We start from the raw sequence: 17,024 nt of genomic DNA, 5'->3' as shown, positions 1-17,024 counted from the left end.
CATGTGTAGCGGCACCAGACAACTACCGGGGGAAAGATGAAGCCTAAACAGGGAATCGGTACGAAACGGGGAACGTGGCAATCCCGACCACTCGCCAACGGCCAGAACACCGGTACGGGCAGGCGCTTTGTAAAAAGTGCTGATGAGTGTGGGGAATGGGAGGATGTAAGAAGCGAATGGCTCTCTGTAATGGAGAGTATATCGGTTGAAATATCACCGACTGGGGCAACCCTGGCTGACGTACATCTGGTTTACACGCGCGTGAACTTTTGCTGATTTCAATCCATTAACTCACCTGAAGGGTAGACACTGCCCTTTGGGGGAGTCGTCCGCCTGACGGGTAGTTATTTCTATCCACTCAGGAGGACTGTATGAATCTACCATCGGAAACGATGCACGCTGCGTCCTCTGACGAGGCGACAGGCTGGCACCAGATCAACTGGGAAAAGGCTTATCGCACCGTTAGGAAGACGCAATTGAAGATCGCGCAGGCGACTAAGGCGGGTGATTGGCGAAGGGTTTTTCGACTTCAACGATTGCTTGCTCACTCGTTTTACGGACGCTGTATGGCCGTAAAGCGGGTAACAGAGAACCGGGGTCGAAAGACACCGGGCGTGGATGGTGAAACATGGAGTACGCCAACCGCCAAATGGAATGCCGTGAAGCGTTTGTCACATAAGCGGGGTTATCAACCAAAACCGCTAAAACGGGTATGGATACCCAAACCCGGCAAGCAAGAAAAGCGCCCACTAGGCATCCCGACGATGTTGGATCGGGCAATGCAGGCGCTTTACTTGCAGGGATTGGAGCCTGTTGTAGAAAGCACCAGCGACCCGAAAAGTTATGGCTTCCGGCCTGACCGATCAACCGCTGATGCAATGGTAGAACTTTTCCACTTGCTTGCGCCGCAAACGGCGCCGGTTTGGATTTTGGAAGGGGACATCAAGGGCTTCTTTGACAATATTAACCACGAGTGGCTGTGTCGCAACGTTCCTATGAACAAAACGATACTTAACAAATGGTTAAAAGCCGGTGTGATAGACAAGCACCAGTTTGCAGAAACGAAGGCAGGAACACCGCAGGGTGGCATTATTTCGCCCTGCTTGGCTAATGCCACACTTAACGGATTGGAAAACCAATTAAAGGCGTATTTTGCGCAATCAATTGGTATGTCTAAATCCAAGCGGCTTGGGTTACAGGTGGTGAGATATGCGGATGACTTTGTGATTACGGCCTATTCGAAAGAATTGCTGGAAAGCGAAGTGAAGCCTTGGGTGGAGGAATTCTTGTCGGTGCGAGGGGTTCAATTATCAAAGGAGAAAACGCGTATTACTCACATCAACGCCGGTTTTGATTTTCTGGGGTGGAACTTCAGAAAATATGTACCCAAGTCACCGTATCGAAAGGCCAAGCTGTTTATCAAGCCATCCAAGAAAAACGCGCAAGCGTTTTATCGAAAAGTGGCAGCGATAATTAACAACAGCGGAGCATTGACGCAGGATGCGTTAATTGGCCAATTGAATCCGGTATTGCGGGGATGGGCGGAGTACCATTCTCCAGTGGTTGCAAAGCAAACCTTCGGCAAGCTGGAGTATCTTATCTTCTGGCGAATATGGCGATGGGCAAAACGCAGGCATCCAAATAAGTCCATTGAATGGGTTAGGAAGCGATACTTCAAATCCATTGGTGAGCGTAGTTGGGTGTTCTCTCTAGCGTACAAATTGCAATCGGGAGAAACGAGGTATCGCCGACTCTACGGGTTAGCGGGTACCCCTATCGTGCGCCATAAGCGACTACCAGCGGATTACAATCCGTATGACGCGGAGCACGAGGAAAAATGGGAGGCACTACGAGTCCAGCGGATGCGGCATAAACTGCGCTACCGCAAAGAAATCTGGTCGCTATTTGCCAGACAACTGGGCTTGTGTGCTTACTGTGGCGGCGGAATATCAATGCAAAGTGGCTGGCACGATCATCACATCGTAAGGCGTGTTGATGGCGGGTCTGATCGCAAAGATAACCGTGCTTTACTTCATCCAAATTGTCACGCTTTGATTCATAGTCAAGGGTACATAAAAGAGTTGCAATACAGTGGGTTAGGTGTGTAATATTCGCGCCTCTCTGATGTTGCCGGCTGGTTAGATCAGCTTGCAGTAACTTGAGCCGTGTGCGGTGAAAGTCGCACGCACGGTTCTTAGGGGGGAATGGGGCAGTAATGTCTTGTTCCTACCCGACCGAAATGGCGCGATAGCAAAGCGGTTATGCTCTGGATTGCAAATCCAGCTAGTCCGGTTCGACTCCGGATCGCGCCTCCATTTTTTCTTTACGTGCCGACGTAAAGACACTCCGCCCGAGTGGTGAAATCGGTAGACACAACAGATTTAAAATCTGTCGATCTTTTGGTCGTGCCGGTTCAAGTCCGGCCTCGGGCACCATCTTGAAATTCCAAGACATCCAAGAAAGTCTCGAAACCCGCATAAACACTGTGTTTCGGGGCTTTTTTCGTCTCTAGACGTCCACCGAAATACCCTTGAAGCTACAACGCTCTGGGGGCACAATTGGGGGCATAAATTTGGAGGCGTAAATGGCACCAATAAGCTCACCGAACTCGCAATCAAGAAGGCTAAACCAAAAGAGAAGTCATAAAGGCTCGCTGATGGCGGCGGTATGTATTTGGAGGTCATGCCCAATGGCTCCAAATACTGGCGAATGAAATACCGTTTTGGTGGAAGAGAAAAACGTCTTGCCTTTGGTGTTTATCCATCAATTTCACTTGCGTCTGCACGCGAAAAAGCTCGACTCGCAAAACTCGAATTGATCGAAGGGAATGATCCGGGCGAGATCAAAAAACAAGAAAAATTAAACAAGCGAATAAGCTCATCTAACACTTTTTCAGCGATTGCTGCTGAGTACATAAAAAAGAAAGAAATTGAAGGCGTTGCTCGCGTAACCCTCGATAAACTCAAGTGGATAATTGATCAAAAGTTGTCCCCTCATATTGGCCGCACTCCTGTCTCAGAAATCACCTCAGCCAAATTGCTTGTGCCGTTAAGGCAAATTGAAATCGATGGTCTGCATGAAACTGCAAACAGAGCCAAAAGAGTTGCTGGTCAAGTGATGCGTTATGCAGTCGGTTTGGGGTTGGCTGATAGAGATCCATCCCAAGATCTTAAAGATGCATTGGTCACCGCCAAGGCCACCCACCGGGCAGCCATAACTGATCCAAAAGAGTTGCGCAAGATCCTCATCAGCATTGATGGCTTCAACGGTACTCCGGAAGTCAGTGCTGCGCTAAGGCTCACTCCAATACTATTCCAACGGCCTGGTGAAATTCGCCATATGGAGTGGTCGGAGATTAATTGGGAGGAGGCCTATTGGGAAATTCCTGCCGATAAAATGAAAATGCGTTTTGCGCATGTTGTGCCGCTCGATACCTTTTAATCCTGCCAGAGCGAGGTTGATACTGTTGACTGCATATCCTGCTTCGGTAAATGCGGAGCGAATAAGGTGCACTTTTTCAAACGTCAACGTGCTCCAGTCGAATCGCTCGATGGGTTTTTGGTGGCCCAGAATGGATGCGCACTGATGCAACAATGTTTTCATGGATTTTCGCCCTGTGGGTGCCAGGCTATCCAAATAAATGGCGTAGGCTGATTTAATTTCCGCTTTGAATATCGATGTGGAAAGTTTGGTTTTAACTGCATGGGTAGCCATAAGGCCTCCTGTTTTAAGGCAATAGAAATCCCGCGATCAATGGATTTGATCGGGGATAAGTTGATGTGTGAAAAGGGGTAAAGCGAAGGGAATGGCACTAGCGGTTTAATGCACATTAAACCGAGTAAAGAATTCCTGGGAATGATATATGCCTGAGATTTTTTACTCTTTGAGTGCGATAAGGCTTAGGGTAGGGCGCTCTGGGGGAGTCAGTTGAGGCTTGAGTGTACGGAAGTTTTCCGTACATATTGATCTAAAGCTGGTTATGGTTGTATTATGACCGTACGGAATGTGTCCGTACAATTTCACTGTGCACGAGGTATCCCATGGCTACATCCCGCTTAGACATGCGCCTTGATGAGCAAATTAAGGCTAAAGCTGAAAAAGCCTCAGTATTGCTGGGCCATAAAAGTCTGACTGATTATGTGGTTAGCGTATTGAATGAAAATTCGACCAAGGTCATAGCTCAATATGAATCTATGACGGTAGAAAACAATGTTTTCGATAGATTTATGGATGCATGTAATAAGGCCAGTAAGCCCAATACCGCACTGGCAAACGCCGTTCAATTTGCCAAAAAACAGGGATTTAAGTGAGCTATACAAAAGAGTTTGTAGGCTTGGATAAAACAATCCATGACAGAGAGTCTTTTGATTGTGGCGAGCCGGAATTAAATAGCTTCATTCGAAGCCAAGCTTCAAGACTTATGGATGCGGGCATCAGCAAAACGATGGTGCTGCCTGCATCCTTATCTTTAGCGAATGGAAAAGTGCCTATCTGTGCGTTTTATTCTATTGCGCCATCATTAATAAAGCGTGAAGACTTACCAGAAGGGGTCGCTAAAACACTACCTCGCTATCCTATCCCAGTATTTCTTCTCGCGCAGTTAGCCGTGCATAAGGAATTTAAAGGTGTGGGGTTGGGGAAGGTTGCTCTCGTGAATGCGCTTGAATATTTCTACAACATTAGCGCTCATATGCCAGCACATGCTGTTGTAGTGGATTGTCTCAATAAAAATGCAGAGAGTTTTTATTTAAAGTATGGCTTCAAGGAGCTGTGTAAATACAACGAGCGCTCCCGATTGTTTATCCCCATGAAACAGCTGTCTGAGTTATTCAAATAATTGTTTTTCCGTTGCTTACGAATTTTTATTTTTGACAAGTTGTGTAATAACCAAAATTTTTTCTCGGTTAATTCCGGTGTGTTGAGTGTAATTTATTGAAAATCATAGATAGTGCAATGGCATAGGAATGATGTATGTCTGAGATAATTTTCAGCGACTATTGAGGTTGCGCTTCTTACAGAAAATCAAGTTCGTTGCTGTTTTTGTAAAAGTCTTGCAAAGCGGTTGTTTTATCTGCTGCCTGACCTGCCGCTTTTTCCAGAAACTCTGAATAGGTTGTCAGTATGTTTGTTTCGCCCGATTGCTGCTCAAGAATAAAAAAGGGTGCTTGATCAACGTTGAATTTTTTGGCTAATAGCATGCCGGGAGAATTGCTGTCGCGCTCGTCGGCGATGACAATACTATTAATGATTCCGATATGGCCGGATGCCTCCAACTTATGAAGCATTTCCGCGCATCGTTTGCATGGCAATCCATTGGTCAATATTTTTTTGACTAAGGTAATGGTTTGCATATTTCTTTAAATATTCCGTTTGTTTAGCAGCGTCACCATGTGGCGACCACTGTGCGTTGAGCTTTGACGCGATAAATATAATGCGGCTTGCCAGCGTTGTGGTTGAGTGCCTTGTGCTAAGCTGGCGTTAGCATTTTCGAGGGAGATGGGGAGGCCCATGCAGTGTCTTTCTGTAGAGGTGATGGTTGAGCAGTGTTGAATTATCCAATTGCGCAAAGCATCGGGATCTACAGCTGCAAGGCCTGCATCATCCGAGTCTCCTTTTGTTGTCGTGCCGTCGTCATTTTTTGCTGCAAGCTCAGCCAGTACACTTTCCAGATCAATATTGGTTATGTGTGTAATAGCGTGAGCGGCGAGTCGCACTGTGGTGGGATTTAACCAGGGTGTTATGCATTCCAGCAATCGTTGATCCCCCCGAAATGCCAACGCCCACAAACGACTCCTTTGGTGTTGCAATGCGTCACCCGGTAGCGTTAACCATGAGTGAAATTCCTCATCAGAACTGTCAGTTGCCCAAAGTAATAAACTGCGTTTTAACGCATGCCCAGTCAGTAATGGCAAGCTGTCGCGCAATAGTGGTAGGCCATCGTTATAACCCAATAAGCTCAGGCTGTAGCTTGCCTCAAAGCGGCATGCAGAATTTGCATGCGATAACGCATCTTCACAATGCGGAATGAGCGAGTGCAAACCGTGCTCACCAATCGCTGCTAATAAGTTCGCTTTAAATTCTTCATCTGCATCGCTGATGCCTGCATCAATAATGTCAGCAGCAGAGAAGTGAGGGCTATTTAATGCAAAGGAGAGTGCAACGCGGCGCAATACTGATACAGGCGATGACCACCAGTGTGTTAATAGTTGACGTTGTGGTTCAGACAACTGTTGTGGATTCAATTCGAGACAGGCTGCTGTCGCGCCGTCAATTAGCGATGGTTTTTCTATCAGTATGTTTTCGCAAATGTGTTGTGCTTCAGTGGCATCCTGCGAATCTAGGTTGTGTAACAGCACCAGTATTGCGACAAATGTTTCGTCAGGTGTTTTCCATCGTTGTAATTTTGCGACCGCAGGCATTAGCGCATGATTGCCACTTAATCTTAATCCGTTAATATTTGCGGTGAGGCGATTTTTATAGCGTTGTACTACGCGCTGATTAGATAAGGGACACCATAATCGTTGATGGCTACGCGCCCAACAAAATGCAGCGTTTTCTATATGTTGTTCGAGAATGGGCCCAATAATTGGGCGATCTAAAATGGCAGGCATGACAATATCCTTTGTTGGAGTTAAATCCGTGTTGCGACTATAGCGCCACGCGCTTCGCCTGAAGAGGATAAGGAAATAAGTATGGGTGCGTGTGGGATGGTCTGCTCTTGTGCGGATTGCCACGCTAGGCCAAGTAGCAAAGGGCCAAACGCTGCGCCAAGATTGCCCGTGCTGTTTGCAGGTTGTAAACGTGCGAATCCCGATGGCATGGACTTGCGTAACAAGCGGCTTCTTGCATAGGCGGTCTCTTCGAAAAAATACGGTTCACTGGTGAGGTCGTTCAGTTCCAGCATGACATCGGATAGTGATAGCTGCGCTTGATCCAGTGCTTGGCGGATAGCCTTAGCCAAACCTTTTCCATAACACGGTGCATCGCTATAGAGAATGGCTTCTTCCTCTGCACTGCCAATGCCGGAAATGCGCAATTGTGTCTCTGGATTCACATTGGTGTGGTGTTTAACGGAATCTGGATTGGCAACTAAAATGGCCGCCGCCCCTTCGCTTGGAATAAAGCCGCTGGCATTTTCTGGCGAGATAAGCCGCTCATGTTCGATGGCAAATTGAATATCAGGAACATTCAACCAGCTATCAACACCAACGAGCAAAACAAAAGGGGTATCGTCATTTTCAAGTAATGTGTTCGCTGCCTGTAGTGCTTCAATCACACCAACACATCCCACTTCTGCGCGATAAAAGGGTGTTTGATGTGCCGAGGATAATAACGCGGCATAGGCTTGTTGGCAGTACGCAACTAATTCATCGGTGCGGCCATAGCGTTCGGTTTCACCCAATACCAGCAGTATTGGAATAGGATATTGGCAGGGTAAATTGATTCCGGCATTTAACAAGCACTCTTCAATTGCCATGCGCACAAAAGCGGCCAGACGTTCGTGGCCGCGCATAGTGGGATTGGGTAAAGTGGGGTGAGCGCTGTATTGAATGGCTGCCCCTATGACGGGGCTGCCCATATTCATAAATGCGGTGTCTTGAAAATTATCCAAGCCTGCGTGAATGGCTGCGTTAGTTGTTGCCAGGCTCATTCCAACGCTGGTTACTGCGCCAGCTGAAATAATGTTCATCGGTGTGGGCATTTTAGTTGCGGCGAGAGTCACGATAATACTTAATCCTTTTATATTAAGCGGATAAACCGCAATCGCTACAGTTGTCCATCGCGTCAGTGACATCGACCACATCATCCGCGTTGTCCGGCTCTATTTCACCCGAACAGGTACCTGTTCCCATTACCAAAGAGCGCCACTTACACTGGCTTATTTTTCCTATAGCAACGGTGAGGATTTCATTTAACGAGCGCTTAATGGGGAAGTGCGCACGCCATAGCAGGGTAAATTCTTCTTTGTCTGGATTTAACGTCAGGCAATCAACAACCGGTTTCAGTTTGTGCTGGATGTGTTGTTTGGTGAGTAGCACCATGGGCATTTCAAGATCGGGTAATAAAAAATGAATGCGCTCACGGGTAGGGTGCAAATTCATGAGCGTGATAGCTTCACCGCCAACAGGAAATGGAATCTGTTGATCTTTAGGAGTGCATTGGAAAAAAGCTTCATCAAAATCTGCAGGTAATAGCGGAAAAGTATTTTCTTTCCAATCATCATCATAAGTTCCCGCACAGGACAGCCGAGGCTCCCAAGAGCGCCCGATAGGACCGAGCGAGTAGGGCTGATAATTTCCATCACACTGCCGAATCGGTTTATCTGGATGTTCCAGATTGGGGACTTTGGTTCCTTTGAGTAAAGCGGTATGTTTTCCTTTCGCATAACCACAGCCCACCGGGTTGGCGGCGTAACTTATTCCGGAGTCCTTTTCATTTTGTGGTGGTAAGCTTCCGCCAAATGCGCGGCTATATGAAATTGGCATTTCAGTAAATAATTCAGGGGCCGATGGGCTAAGCCCGAGAAAGCCTTGCCAGGTGCGATCACCTACAACACGCAATACTTTTTGGCATTCATGTACGCGCATACCCACCAAGAGTTCGGCGACCGGTTGTTGTTGTGGTGCATAGGCTGTTGCGTTTATAACTACATCGCAGCGGGCTTTTCGCAGACCATAATCGCTTTCAAATATCGGGCTGGAGAATCCTGGCTCACCTTCAAATACATCCGCTGCATAAATCGGTGTTTGTGTTTTTGCGAGCCTGGGCAAGCTGGTGGCATCTTTGGGAAAGTCGTAGGTGGCTTTTACCAGCGCGACTATATATTTTTGCCCTGTTTTATCCATTGCTTGGTGCGTATCCAGCACAAAGGGGCTGCCATTTAACAAATCCATTGTATTGCCTTAATTCAGTTTGACTGATGCGCCGCGAATCTGATTTAACCCCGTCGAATGAGAAGTTATTTTTGTTCCGCGCAATTCGATTTTTCCATCTGCACTCAAAGTGAGTGAGGCCTTTCCGCATTGAAGTTCAATTTTTTCTACGGCTTTGATGTCTTGTTGTTCTTCAATTGTATTGATTGTTAAAACCGGATGGTGCAATAGCCCCATTACAATTGGGTGTGCGGGGTCGCCGTTTTCGAACATCAGTGCGCATTGGCGATCTATATCGTTCGGAGATACGGCGCATATCGTCATTGCAACCAGTGGGAATTTTATTCCTGAGTGATTTATCCATAGTTGGCCTTCGTCATCTATAGCGCAAATGCTGCCTATGATAATGCCGCGTATGTTTTCGTTGGTGTGAGTTTTTTTGCTTTTCAGCAGCGTGTGCAAAAGATCGGTAGTTTCGTCAGTTGCCTGCTCAAGTAGTGCGCCTGCTTCTTTCATGGTAACTATCTCCATTAGTCAAAAAATGATTGATGATTATTTTCCATAAGTTACTAAAACAAACTTCTAACAGTGGCGGCAATGCCGCTTATGCGTTCACCTATGGTGCGCTCTGACATTTCATAGCTAAGCCATTTCAGAACAATAGGGTCTTCTGTTTTTTCCAATTCTTTTATTATCTTTTTAGACAAGTCATAGCGTGCTGCCATTAGTTGGTTTACAAGAGGGTCTTTGCCTATTAGCGACAATAATTCAGCCTCTGACGTTTCTGAGTTGATGGTAGATTCTATCCAGGTAGGAAGTTCTGGCGGTGCAGGAACGTCTCGTAAAACGGGCTTACCGTTTAGCAGGTTTTCCCATATTGCACCGTGATTTATCGGTTGGCTTTCCAGTGTCATGTAGTCCTGATCGATTGCATCTCTAAACTCGGGCTCGCTAATAAACTCGGGTAGCAGATGACGAAATCCATTATGTAATAAGTGGAAATCTTTTTCTCTTTCATAGAGCTGGCTTAAAAAGGCAAACTCAAGGTTGGCCTCATTGAAATTTGCATATTTATCATCGATAAATAGTCCTTTAGCATTTAACTTCCCATCAACTTCAAAGTAAAAATCATTGGAAATTGTGAATATCAACCCTGACACGTTTAGGTCACCTTTTACATAGAGTGAAGCCCAATTATAAATGTGTGTAGCGCTCATATTTCCCATGACAATGGTGAAGCCATAGCCTGTTCGATAATTCCTACGTAAACCTTCCTCATCATCGTACATACCTTTGATGGTCAGGTTGCCGCGCACCACTAAATGACCACTGGCGATAAAGTTAGCAGGGATGGTTAAGTCGCCGTCATATATCAGGAAGTCTTGATTTTCAAAGTCGTAGGAAATCATTCCTTTAATTGTTTGACTCAGCCAAAGCTTTTCTTCATTGGTAGCCTGGCGAATGCCGAGTATATCGCTAGCATTTAACCAATCGCTAGCATTTGAAAGCAGTGCTACAGACATTAGCAACATCCCTATTAATTGTGTGCTGATAGTTTTCATTGTTGGGTTAATCATTTATTCGTATGGCCTTACAATCGTGCGCCAATCGGTGCCGTCAAATAATTTTACGGTATTCAAATCGGCTACTAGCAGCAGGTTTTCGTAAACATCCATATTGCCAGACATAATAATTTCTTTTCCATCGTGTACTGGGTGAACCAATTCTTTGCCATTCCATACCCGCAATTGGTAATCAGAGCTGATCCATACTTGGTTGTTGTACCACGCCAAATCTTTATTCAATACGCTGGATGAGCCTGTGTGGATTTTTTCCCAAGTATGCATTTGCCCGCGCCATAAATTGCCGCCTTCACCGCTGATATAGACATCACCATCGGGTGCAACTAAAACGCAAGAGAGTTGTTCATTACTGGGAAAATCGCACCATTGCCATTTTTCACCGTTGTAGTGCCATACATCACCGCAACCACCTACAGCGTACATGTTGTTTTCGTTGGGGCCGTGGATGTCGTGGAAACCCATATCTGATGAATCCATTTTCTCCGGCCATATTAAGCCGTTGGTAAGTGGTATCCATTGTCCGTGTGCAACTCGTTTGTGGATGATTCTGCCAAAACTAGCAGCATACGCGTATCCATCTATACATTTGAGTTTGTAGACATAGGCGCTACCTTTTGGCTTTTCTTCACCATCAGGGGTGATGTAATCCATTTCCTTGATGCCGCCTTTGCCTATTGCAAATATCAATCCGTCATTTTGCCGAGAAGAAAATAAGCCACGTAACTCAGGCTTTTGCGTGATGCAAACTCTTGGAAATCGCAGGCCTCCTGGCCTGTAAGCTCCGCACTTCAACTCATCGGCTTCAAACATAAGGATTATTCCTCTCATTTCCCGTGAGCTTTCGCGAAGCACGTCATATTCATCGTCAGACATATCAGCTTTTGCTGCTAGTAATATTTTGTTGCGCTCTAAAATACAGCAATCGATAATATCGAATCCTTTAATTATTTCTTCCCATTTTGCTTTCGTTAGTAAGTGTTTCTTGTGAACGTTAATCATTTATTCATAAGGCCTTACAATCGTGTGCCAATCAGTACCGTCAAATAATTTCACGGTATTTAGATCGGCTACTAGCAGCAGGTTTTCGTAAACATCCATATTGCCGGACATAATAATTTCTTTTCCGTTGTGTACTGGGCGAACCAATTCTTTGCCATTCCATACCCGCAATTGGTAATCAGAGCTGACCCATACTTGGTTGTTGCACCACGCCAAATCTTTATTCAATACGCTGGATGAGCCTGTGTGGATTTTTTCCCAGGTATGCATTTTCCCGCGCCATAAATTGCCGCCTTCACCGCTGATGTAGACATCACCATCGGGTGCTACTAAAACGCAAGAGAGTTGTTCATTGCTTGGGAAATCACACCATTGCCATTTTTCACCGTTGTAGTGCCATACATCACCGCAACCACCTACAGCGTACATGTTGTTTTCGTTGGAGCCATGGATATCCTCAAAGCCCATGTCGAGGTAATCCATTTGCTCTGGCCAAGTTAAACCTTCAAGTATCGGTATCCATTGGTTGGCCGCTGCTCGCTTAAAAACACGGCGCCCAATCGCTACTGCAAACGCCCATCCGTTAATGCTTTTTAATTTCCTCGTGTTGCAGCTTTTTGTTGGACCTGGTTTTCCCTCAGGGGTAATGTTTTCTAACCCTGCATTGGTATTTCGGTCTCTATAAAAAACGCCACCCTCACTTTCCCTTGATGAAACTAATAGTATTGGTTCCTCTTTTCGTTCAACGGTTACTTTTGGAAAGCGAAAACCTGTTAGCGCGGTGTTGCCGCACTTGGTCGCATTAGATTCAAGCGTTAATGATATTACTCTTGTTTCTACGCTTCCTTCTCTTAATACATCGTACTCTTCAGAAGGAACATCTTTTTTGGCAATTATGGCTATTCTGTTGTTTTCCCAAATGATGCAGTCAACGAAGTTGAAGCCTTTGATATTTTTAGTCCAACGATCTTCGGTTAATTGAAGTATTGTCATTTAGTTATCCTCGGTAACTGGCTCGAATTTTTTGCCATTCTTATCTTTCGCATTAAGCATTGGATTCTGTTGTTTACAAGCTTTTTTGTAGTAATCGTCCAACTGTGAACGTATGCATTTTTTACTGCAAAGTGATAACGGGAATGCTTTCATGTGTGATTCCGTGGCAGCTGCTAGCGCGTCATCCAAGCTAATTTTGTTATTGATAATTTTTCCTTTCTCTGATGCTTTTTCGAGGGCGCTATCCATTGCGTTGTGCACTCGCCCATGACTGCCGTTTCCTACTCCACCCTCAACGCACACGGTAGGAGCTTCGACGCTTTGACCGCCGCGATTTCTGTGGATTGTACAACCAGAATCACGTGTCATCCCATCGGGTAGTAAGTGGTGACCCGTTTGTCCATTGCAGCAGCCTTTCCCATTTTTTTGGGATGTTTCAGTTTTTTTTGTGCCATCTCGCCCATCGGTACTTTTTTTACCATAGGGAACTAAATTACATTTTCGTGCGCGAGTACAATCATTGAGCGTGGCAAGTCCATCCTGAATATCACCAACTTGTTTTCGAAATTCAGTTTGACCTTCTTTTGTGTCTAAATCGGGCACGTTTACTTTCCCGTCTTTAAACATGTTGTCGAGATTTTTTTGTGCTTCGGAGAGTTTTTGGGCTGATTCGGCAGCATATTTTTCAATCTGCGCCGCTTGTTCTGTTAATTCTCTTATTTGTGCCTGAAGTGAATAGAGGTCTGCTGCTGTTGATGCGCCCATTGCGATATTCCCAACTACAGGCACCAGTGAGCCGATGGCTTGTTTACCAACAGCTTTCATCGCTGCTATGCCCGCCTGCTTAGTGCCCCAGTCGATAACTTCTTCGCCAAACTTATCGGAAATCTGTTTAACAATGTCTGCGTTTTTCAGCTGATCCTGCAGGTGCGAAATATTGTTTTCGAGTTCTGCTTTGATGTCGTCAATTTTACCGTTGCCAACCTGAGCGCCGAGCCCTTTACAGTTTTCCTCTGTCCAGTGCTTATCTTTATCGGCGGCCTTTTTGCTTTTGCAGGCTTTTTCAATTCGTTTTTCTTCCTTCATGCAATCATGACGACCAAGAAACCAGCTGCGGGATTGAAAGGGAAAAAGTGCGGTATTGGATGGATTGCTGTGATTGTGCGTTACGCTATCCAAATGCCTTGGAACACCAAAGCCTTCTACTTTCACATTCGGTGACCAATGTACGAAGTAGGCTTTACCATTTACGGCACCGGATACGATGCCTTTCTTAAGCCCTTTTGTTGCCGGGTCATCGCCAACACTGGTTTTAAAATAGGATTCGTCGGCCAAGCCAACACTTTTCCCTTTGATAAAAACACTGGTGCTGCCGTTGGTAATATCCTTGGCGAAACAAGTATTGCTGTAAGGAATGGGTACACCGGTAGCGGGTGGTGTGGGTGGTGAAAAGCAGGTGTCTGGAAATGCAGCGGCAGATTTGCCGTCCGAAGAGCGAGAGGCTATTTCCATACCGTTGGCGTATACGTGGTGCGCCATGTAAAACTCCCTGATTAAAATCGGCTTGCGATTAGATATCACTTCATGGTTTTGCGGATGCGGACTCTAACCTAACTTCAGGTGGTGATTCTGGGATTTGGGTCGCATTCACGGACGGCATAAGCGTTTTGTCGTTTAATATCTCCAGTTATAAATGACCATTAAAAGACTTTGATAGCGTTTATATGATAACTTTCAGGTTTCAAGAGAACCTCATAGATTCTTGGAGATTCCCATGAGCTTAAAAGCAACCTCAGTAAGGCTTGATGATGAAACTTTGGCCAGGATTGGCCAGATGGCAGACGCTATGGATAGGCCGCGCGCCTGGTTAATGGCGGAGGCTATCAAGCAATATGTTGCTCGCGAAGAGTGGTTTTTACTTGAGGTAGAAAAGGGTGTTAAAGCGGCGGAAGAGGGACGTTTGATCGACCACAAGGATATAAAGGCTAAGTGGGAGGCTAAGCGTGCAGCTCAAATGGACTGATCTTGCCGAGGTTGATTTAGAAAATATCGAAGCTTATATTACTAAGGAAAATAGTCTCTCTGTCGCAATTGATGTCGTTCTGCGTATTGTTGATGACGTTCATTTAATTTTGTCGGATTATCCTCGCGCAGGCAGACAAGGTCGCGTGAAAAATACGCGCGAGTTGGTTGGTGATGGCCTTCCTTTTATTGTTATATATCGTGAGAATTCCAAGGTTAATTGCATTGAAATTTTGCGTGTTTTGCATAATGCACAACGGTGGCCGACAGCCTAAAGGTTCATTGAAAAACGGCTAAATTCGACTGGGAAAAAGCCCGCTTTCGGACTTGAAGAGGTTATTTTTTGATCGGGACTAAAAAGCAAATTTACGCACTGAAATTCTAGTGTTCTAGTATGGTAGTTTTGTGGGTAAATTGATTAAAAAGTGATCAGCCGTGTGCGGCGTTTATGTGCAAACTACCGGCAAGCCCTCTAGCCATCAGACTCTCAAAATTGGGGGCATGTGAGGGGGCATAATTGAGAAGTGAGGTTTTTAAAGTGTTTGATTTTAAAAGGTTTTTTGTTCACTTCAAGTCAGGCCTCGGCACCATCTTGAAATTCCAAGACATCCAAGAATATCTCCAAACCCACATGAATGCTGGGTTTCGAGGCATTTTTCCTCTCTAGACGTCCACCGAAATCCTATTGAAGCTACGATCATCTGGGGCAGAATTGGGGGCATAAATTTGGTGGCGTAAATGGCAACTAATAAGCTCGCGGAAGTCGCAATCAAAAAAACTAAACCAAAAAAAGTCACCATCCAGGTGCGTTGATGGTGACTTTTTTGTATTTGGTGGTGCGTAATATTGACGGATCAAATATTGCTTTGGTTGAAAAAAGTGTTTTGTTTCTGCTATTTGTTCATTCGGTTCTCTTGCTGCTGCGAGAGAAAAATTTGCTTCCTAAAACTTGAATTGTTTGAAGTAAAAATTCCAGTGAGTCTGGCGAGATAAAAAACAATAAAAATTAGAAAGGAAATATGCAAAACCTTTATCGAGAGCGCCGGCCGCAAAGGTGTGGCGGGAATAAAGACTACGCTTTTTTCACAAACTCCGATTTCAACATCATTGCGCCGATCCCCTCAATGCGACAATCAATGTCGTGATCACCATCGACTAAGCGCAGTATTTTTACTTTTGTGCCGACTTTGACCACGGAAGATGAGCCTTTAATTTTCAGATCTTTAATCACTGTTATGAAATCCCCTTCGGTAAGCACATTGCCGTTGGCATCACGAATTTGTTTGGTGGTTTCTGAGGCGTCGCTGGCTTGCGCTAGTGGAGACCATTCGTGCGCGCACTCGGGACAAATCAATAGATCTTGATCCTGATAGGTGTATGGCGAGTTGCACTTCGGGCATGGTGGTAGTTGAGTCATGAATAAATCTCCGGCGGGAACTAAAAATTAAGTGTTTCATTTTTCGAACACAAAAGACGGCAGTGCCCATTGTGCTTTTACTGCCCATAGGCGCAGAAACAGAACACAGGACATGCTGATTATCGTATTGAGAAAAACACTGACTTCAAAAAAAGTAAGGGTGCAATAGACAGCTCCGCCCAATGCGCTTGCGGTCGCATAAATTTCGCGCTTCAAAATAAGAGGGATGTCGTTACAAATAATGTCACGGATCGCTCCGCCAGCAGTGCCCGTGATGATCCCCATCATAATGGCAACCGGCACAGGGGCAGTCACTTGGTGCAAGGCGACTTGTACACCAATTACGGTAAACACGGCTAAACCGAAGGCGTCCGACACTACCATGATGCGCTGATCAAAGCGGTGAGTGATTCGCTGCCCCATTAAAGTAAGTGCTACCGCGATGGTTACCAACAACAAATATGCGGGGTTACCAATCCAGCTGACAGGGTGAACGCCTAATATCAGGTCACGTAAAGTGCCACCGCCAAGTGCCGTAATAAATGCGATTACCAGTACGCCAAAAATATCCATTGAGCGGCGACCAGCGGCGAGTGCGCCGCTTATTGCAAACACCAACACGCCGAAACAATCGCTCGCATAGAGCCAATTAATACCGCTCATTCAGGAGTGTCGTTGGTGCTTGGAGCCTGATTGGCGTAAGTAACTCCATGTTTTTCAAGGTATTCGCGGATTAATTGTCGCACCACCTGGGATGGTGTGACATCTTGCGATGCACAAAGCTGCTCGAAGGCATCCTTTTTAGTAGGGTCAATCAGCACTGTAAGGCGCGCCGTTTTTTGTTCCATATCCTCTCTCTCATCATTGAAGGTTTTATAGGCGGGGTTTATTCGGAGCAAATGCTGTTTGCAATACAAGGATCTGCACCGATTTCGGTGCCGCAACCGGGCGGACCTGAGCACCATGACTCGCATAACGCTAACCCTCATAGGATACACGATAAGTTAAAAATTATAACAGCATTATAATGTTATTAGCATATGATGATAATGATCAGCTATACTGAATTGGTCAAAAGTGCATAGAGGGTTGCTCTATGTTGTTCAAAATCCACTTGGTTTCCCCTGTGTATAGAGC

Annotated in this window: 18 protein-coding genes, 2 tRNA genes and 1 pseudogene; 9 read left to right on the top strand and 12 right to left on the bottom strand. The window is 45.6% G+C overall.

Features of this window, described 5'->3' with window-relative positions; translation table 11 throughout:
• The first annotated feature begins 371 nt into the window (after window positions 1–371).
• The 7 genes and pseudogenes from ltrA to B2739_RS16220 all read left to right on the top strand — a co-directional run bounded on the left by ltrA (window position 372) and on the right by B2739_RS16220 (window position 4,837).
• Window positions 372–2,108: a group II intron reverse transcriptase/maturase gene (gene ltrA / locus B2739_RS16245; RefSeq protein WP_331346897.1), complete on the top strand. Its 1,737-nt coding sequence runs from the start codon at window positions 372–374 to the stop codon at window positions 2,106–2,108.
• 133 nt (window positions 2,109–2,241) lie between these two features.
• A tRNA-Cys gene (locus B2739_RS16240) sits at window positions 2,242–2,315 on the top strand.
• Between the two features lie 33 nt (window positions 2,316–2,348).
• A tRNA-Leu gene (locus B2739_RS16235) sits at window positions 2,349–2,435 on the top strand.
• Window positions 2,436–2,658: 223 nt separating this feature from the next.
• Window positions 2,659–2,844, top strand: a pseudogene (locus tag B2739_RS17905) (Arm DNA-binding domain-containing protein); the annotation flags it as partial.
• On the top strand, window positions 2,818–3,441 hold the full coding sequence (locus B2739_RS16230; RefSeq protein ID WP_414633239.1) for a tyrosine-type recombinase/integrase: 624 nt from the start codon (window positions 2,818–2,820) through the stop codon (window positions 3,439–3,441). The pseudogene B2739_RS17905 and the gene B2739_RS16230, both read left to right, overlap by 27 nt.
• Window positions 3,442–4,040: 599 nt before the next feature.
• A complete protein-coding gene (locus B2739_RS16225; RefSeq protein ID WP_331346896.1) occupies window positions 4,041–4,310 on the top strand; it encodes a DUF1778 domain-containing protein in 270 nt (89 codons plus the stop codon).
• Complete coding sequence (locus B2739_RS16220) at window positions 4,307–4,837, top strand: GNAT family N-acetyltransferase (protein ID WP_331346895.1); 531 nt, start codon at window positions 4,307–4,309, stop codon at window positions 4,835–4,837. Before B2739_RS16225 ends, B2739_RS16220 begins: the two co-directional genes overlap by 4 nt.
• A 175-nt stretch (window positions 4,838–5,012) precedes the next feature.
• On the opposite strand, the gene B2739_RS16215 is transcribed toward B2739_RS16220, so the two are convergent.
• From B2739_RS16215 to B2739_RS16175, 9 genes are all read right to left on the bottom strand, one after another.
• Complete coding sequence (locus tag B2739_RS16215; RefSeq protein ID WP_331346894.1) at window positions 5,013–5,285, bottom strand: hypothetical protein; 273 nt, start codon at window positions 5,283–5,285, stop codon at window positions 5,013–5,015.
• A gap of 72 nt (window positions 5,286–5,357) precedes the next feature.
• On the bottom strand, window positions 5,358–6,611 hold the full coding sequence (locus B2739_RS16210) for a HEAT repeat domain-containing protein (RefSeq protein WP_331346893.1): 1,254 nt from the start codon (window positions 6,609–6,611) through the stop codon (window positions 5,358–5,360).
• Window positions 6,612–6,631: 20 nt separating this feature from the next.
• The gene (locus B2739_RS16205) at window positions 6,632–7,795 is read right to left on the bottom strand and encodes a hypothetical protein (protein WP_331346892.1); all 1,164 of its coding nucleotides are present in this window, start codon (window positions 7,793–7,795) and stop codon (window positions 6,632–6,634) included.
• Entirely contained in the window at window positions 7,746–8,894 is a 1,149-nt protein-coding gene (locus B2739_RS16200; protein ID WP_331346891.1) for a DUF2169 domain-containing protein, read from the bottom strand. The genes B2739_RS16205 and B2739_RS16200 overlap by 50 nt, the downstream gene beginning before the upstream one ends.
• 9 nt (window positions 8,895–8,903) lie before the next feature.
• On the bottom strand, window positions 8,904–9,389 hold the full coding sequence (locus tag B2739_RS16195) for a DUF6484 domain-containing protein (RefSeq protein WP_331346890.1): 486 nt from the start codon (window positions 9,387–9,389) through the stop codon (window positions 8,904–8,906).
• 53 nt (window positions 9,390–9,442) lie between these two features.
• Window positions 9,443–10,396 (bottom strand): hypothetical protein, encoded by a 954-nt coding sequence (locus B2739_RS16190; RefSeq protein ID WP_331346889.1) that lies wholly within the window; start codon window positions 10,394–10,396, stop codon window positions 9,443–9,445.
• Between the two features lie 54 nt (window positions 10,397–10,450).
• Window positions 10,451–11,455: a hypothetical protein gene (locus tag B2739_RS16185; RefSeq protein ID WP_331346888.1), complete on the bottom strand. Its 1,005-nt coding sequence runs from the start codon at window positions 11,453–11,455 to the stop codon at window positions 10,451–10,453.
• Window positions 11,456–12,448: a hypothetical protein gene (locus tag B2739_RS16180; protein ID WP_331346887.1), complete on the bottom strand. Its 993-nt coding sequence runs from the start codon at window positions 12,446–12,448 to the stop codon at window positions 11,456–11,458. It abuts the gene before it with no gap.
• A complete protein-coding gene (locus B2739_RS16175; RefSeq protein WP_331346886.1) occupies window positions 12,449–13,987 on the bottom strand; it encodes a PAAR-like domain-containing protein in 1,539 nt (512 codons plus the stop codon).
• Window positions 13,988–14,222: 235 nt separating this feature from the next.
• Here B2739_RS16175 and B2739_RS16170 point away from each other — a divergent pair, with 235 nt between their 5' ends.
• A complete protein-coding gene (locus B2739_RS16170; protein WP_331346885.1) occupies window positions 14,223–14,471 on the top strand; it encodes a CopG family ribbon-helix-helix protein in 249 nt (82 codons plus the stop codon).
• The gene (locus B2739_RS16165; RefSeq protein WP_331346884.1) at window positions 14,452–14,745 is read left to right on the top strand and encodes a type II toxin-antitoxin system RelE/ParE family toxin; all 294 of its coding nucleotides are present in this window, start codon (window positions 14,452–14,454) and stop codon (window positions 14,743–14,745) included. The genes B2739_RS16170 and B2739_RS16165 overlap by 20 nt, the downstream gene beginning before the upstream one ends.
• Before the next feature lie 797 nt (window positions 14,746–15,542).
• Here B2739_RS16165 and B2739_RS16160 read toward each other — a convergent pair.
• From B2739_RS16160 to B2739_RS16150, 3 genes are read right to left on the bottom strand one after another with little or no spacing between them, the layout of a single operon-like run.
• A complete protein-coding gene (locus B2739_RS16160; protein ID WP_331346883.1) occupies window positions 15,543–15,887 on the bottom strand; it encodes a zinc ribbon domain-containing protein YjdM in 345 nt (114 codons plus the stop codon).
• A gap of 36 nt (window positions 15,888–15,923) precedes the next feature.
• Window positions 15,924–16,550, bottom strand: a complete 627-nt coding sequence (locus tag B2739_RS16155; protein ID WP_331346882.1) for a trimeric intracellular cation channel family protein — start codon at window positions 16,548–16,550, stop codon at window positions 15,924–15,926.
• The gene (locus B2739_RS16150; RefSeq protein WP_331346881.1) at window positions 16,547–16,735 is read right to left on the bottom strand and encodes a ribbon-helix-helix protein, CopG family; all 189 of its coding nucleotides are present in this window, start codon (window positions 16,733–16,735) and stop codon (window positions 16,547–16,549) included. The genes B2739_RS16155 and B2739_RS16150 overlap by 4 nt, the downstream gene beginning before the upstream one ends.
• Between the last annotated feature and the right edge of the window lie 289 nt (window positions 16,736–17,024).

Origin of the sequence: Cellvibrio sp. UBA7661, from assembly GCA_002483365.1 — a bacterium.
Classification (GTDB): domain Bacteria; phylum Pseudomonadota; class Gammaproteobacteria; order Pseudomonadales; family Cellvibrionaceae; genus Cellvibrio.
Note: the sequence above shows the minus strand (reverse complement) of the source record. Positions and strands in the feature narration are given on the sequence as shown.

What these genes read in the sequence shown, in the direction of transcription:
- B2739_RS16200 (WP_331346891.1), bottom strand. Translation starts at nt 8,894, where the DNA reads ATGGATTTGTTAAATGGCAGCCCCTTTGTGCTGGATACGCACCAAGCA.
- B2739_RS16185 (WP_331346888.1), bottom strand. Translation starts at nt 11,455, where the DNA reads ATGATTAACGTTCACAAGAAACACTTACTAACGAAAGCAAAATGGGAA.
- B2739_RS16170 (WP_331346885.1), top strand. Translation starts at nt 14,223, where the DNA reads ATGAGCTTAAAAGCAACCTCAGTAAGGCTTGATGATGAAACTTTGGCC.
- B2739_RS16175 (WP_331346886.1), bottom strand. Translation starts at nt 13,987, where the DNA reads ATGGCGCACCACGTATACGCCAACGGTATGGAAATAGCCTCTCGCTCT.
- B2739_RS16155 (WP_331346882.1), bottom strand. Translation starts at nt 16,550, where the DNA reads ATGAGCGGTATTAATTGGCTCTATGCGAGCGATTGTTTCGGCGTGTTG.
- B2739_RS16215 (WP_331346894.1), bottom strand. Translation starts at nt 5,285, where the DNA reads ATGCTTCATAAGTTGGAGGCATCCGGCCATATCGGAATCATTAATAGT.
- B2739_RS16180 (WP_331346887.1), bottom strand. Translation starts at nt 12,448, where the DNA reads ATGACAATACTTCAATTAACCGAAGATCGTTGGACTAAAAATATCAAA.
- B2739_RS16150 (WP_331346881.1), bottom strand. Translation starts at nt 16,735, where the DNA reads ATGGAACAAAAAACGGCGCGCCTTACAGTGCTGATTGACCCTACTAAA.
- B2739_RS16205 (WP_331346892.1), bottom strand. Translation starts at nt 7,795, where the DNA reads ATGTCACTGACGCGATGGACAACTGTAGCGATTGCGGTTTATCCGCTT.
- B2739_RS16210 (WP_331346893.1), bottom strand. Translation starts at nt 6,611, where the DNA reads ATGCCTGCCATTTTAGATCGCCCAATTATTGGGCCCATTCTCGAACAA.
- B2739_RS16190 (WP_331346889.1), bottom strand. Translation starts at nt 10,396, where the DNA reads ATGTCTGTAGCACTGCTTTCAAATGCTAGCGATTGGTTAAATGCTAGC.
- B2739_RS16195 (WP_331346890.1), bottom strand. Translation starts at nt 9,389, where the DNA reads ATGAAAGAAGCAGGCGCACTACTTGAGCAGGCAACTGACGAAACTACC.
- B2739_RS16225 (WP_331346896.1), top strand. Translation starts at nt 4,041, where the DNA reads ATGGCTACATCCCGCTTAGACATGCGCCTTGATGAGCAAATTAAGGCT.
- ltrA (WP_331346897.1), top strand. Translation starts at nt 372, where the DNA reads ATGAATCTACCATCGGAAACGATGCACGCTGCGTCCTCTGACGAGGCG.
- B2739_RS16160 (WP_331346883.1), bottom strand. Translation starts at nt 15,887, where the DNA reads ATGACTCAACTACCACCATGCCCGAAGTGCAACTCGCCATACACCTAT.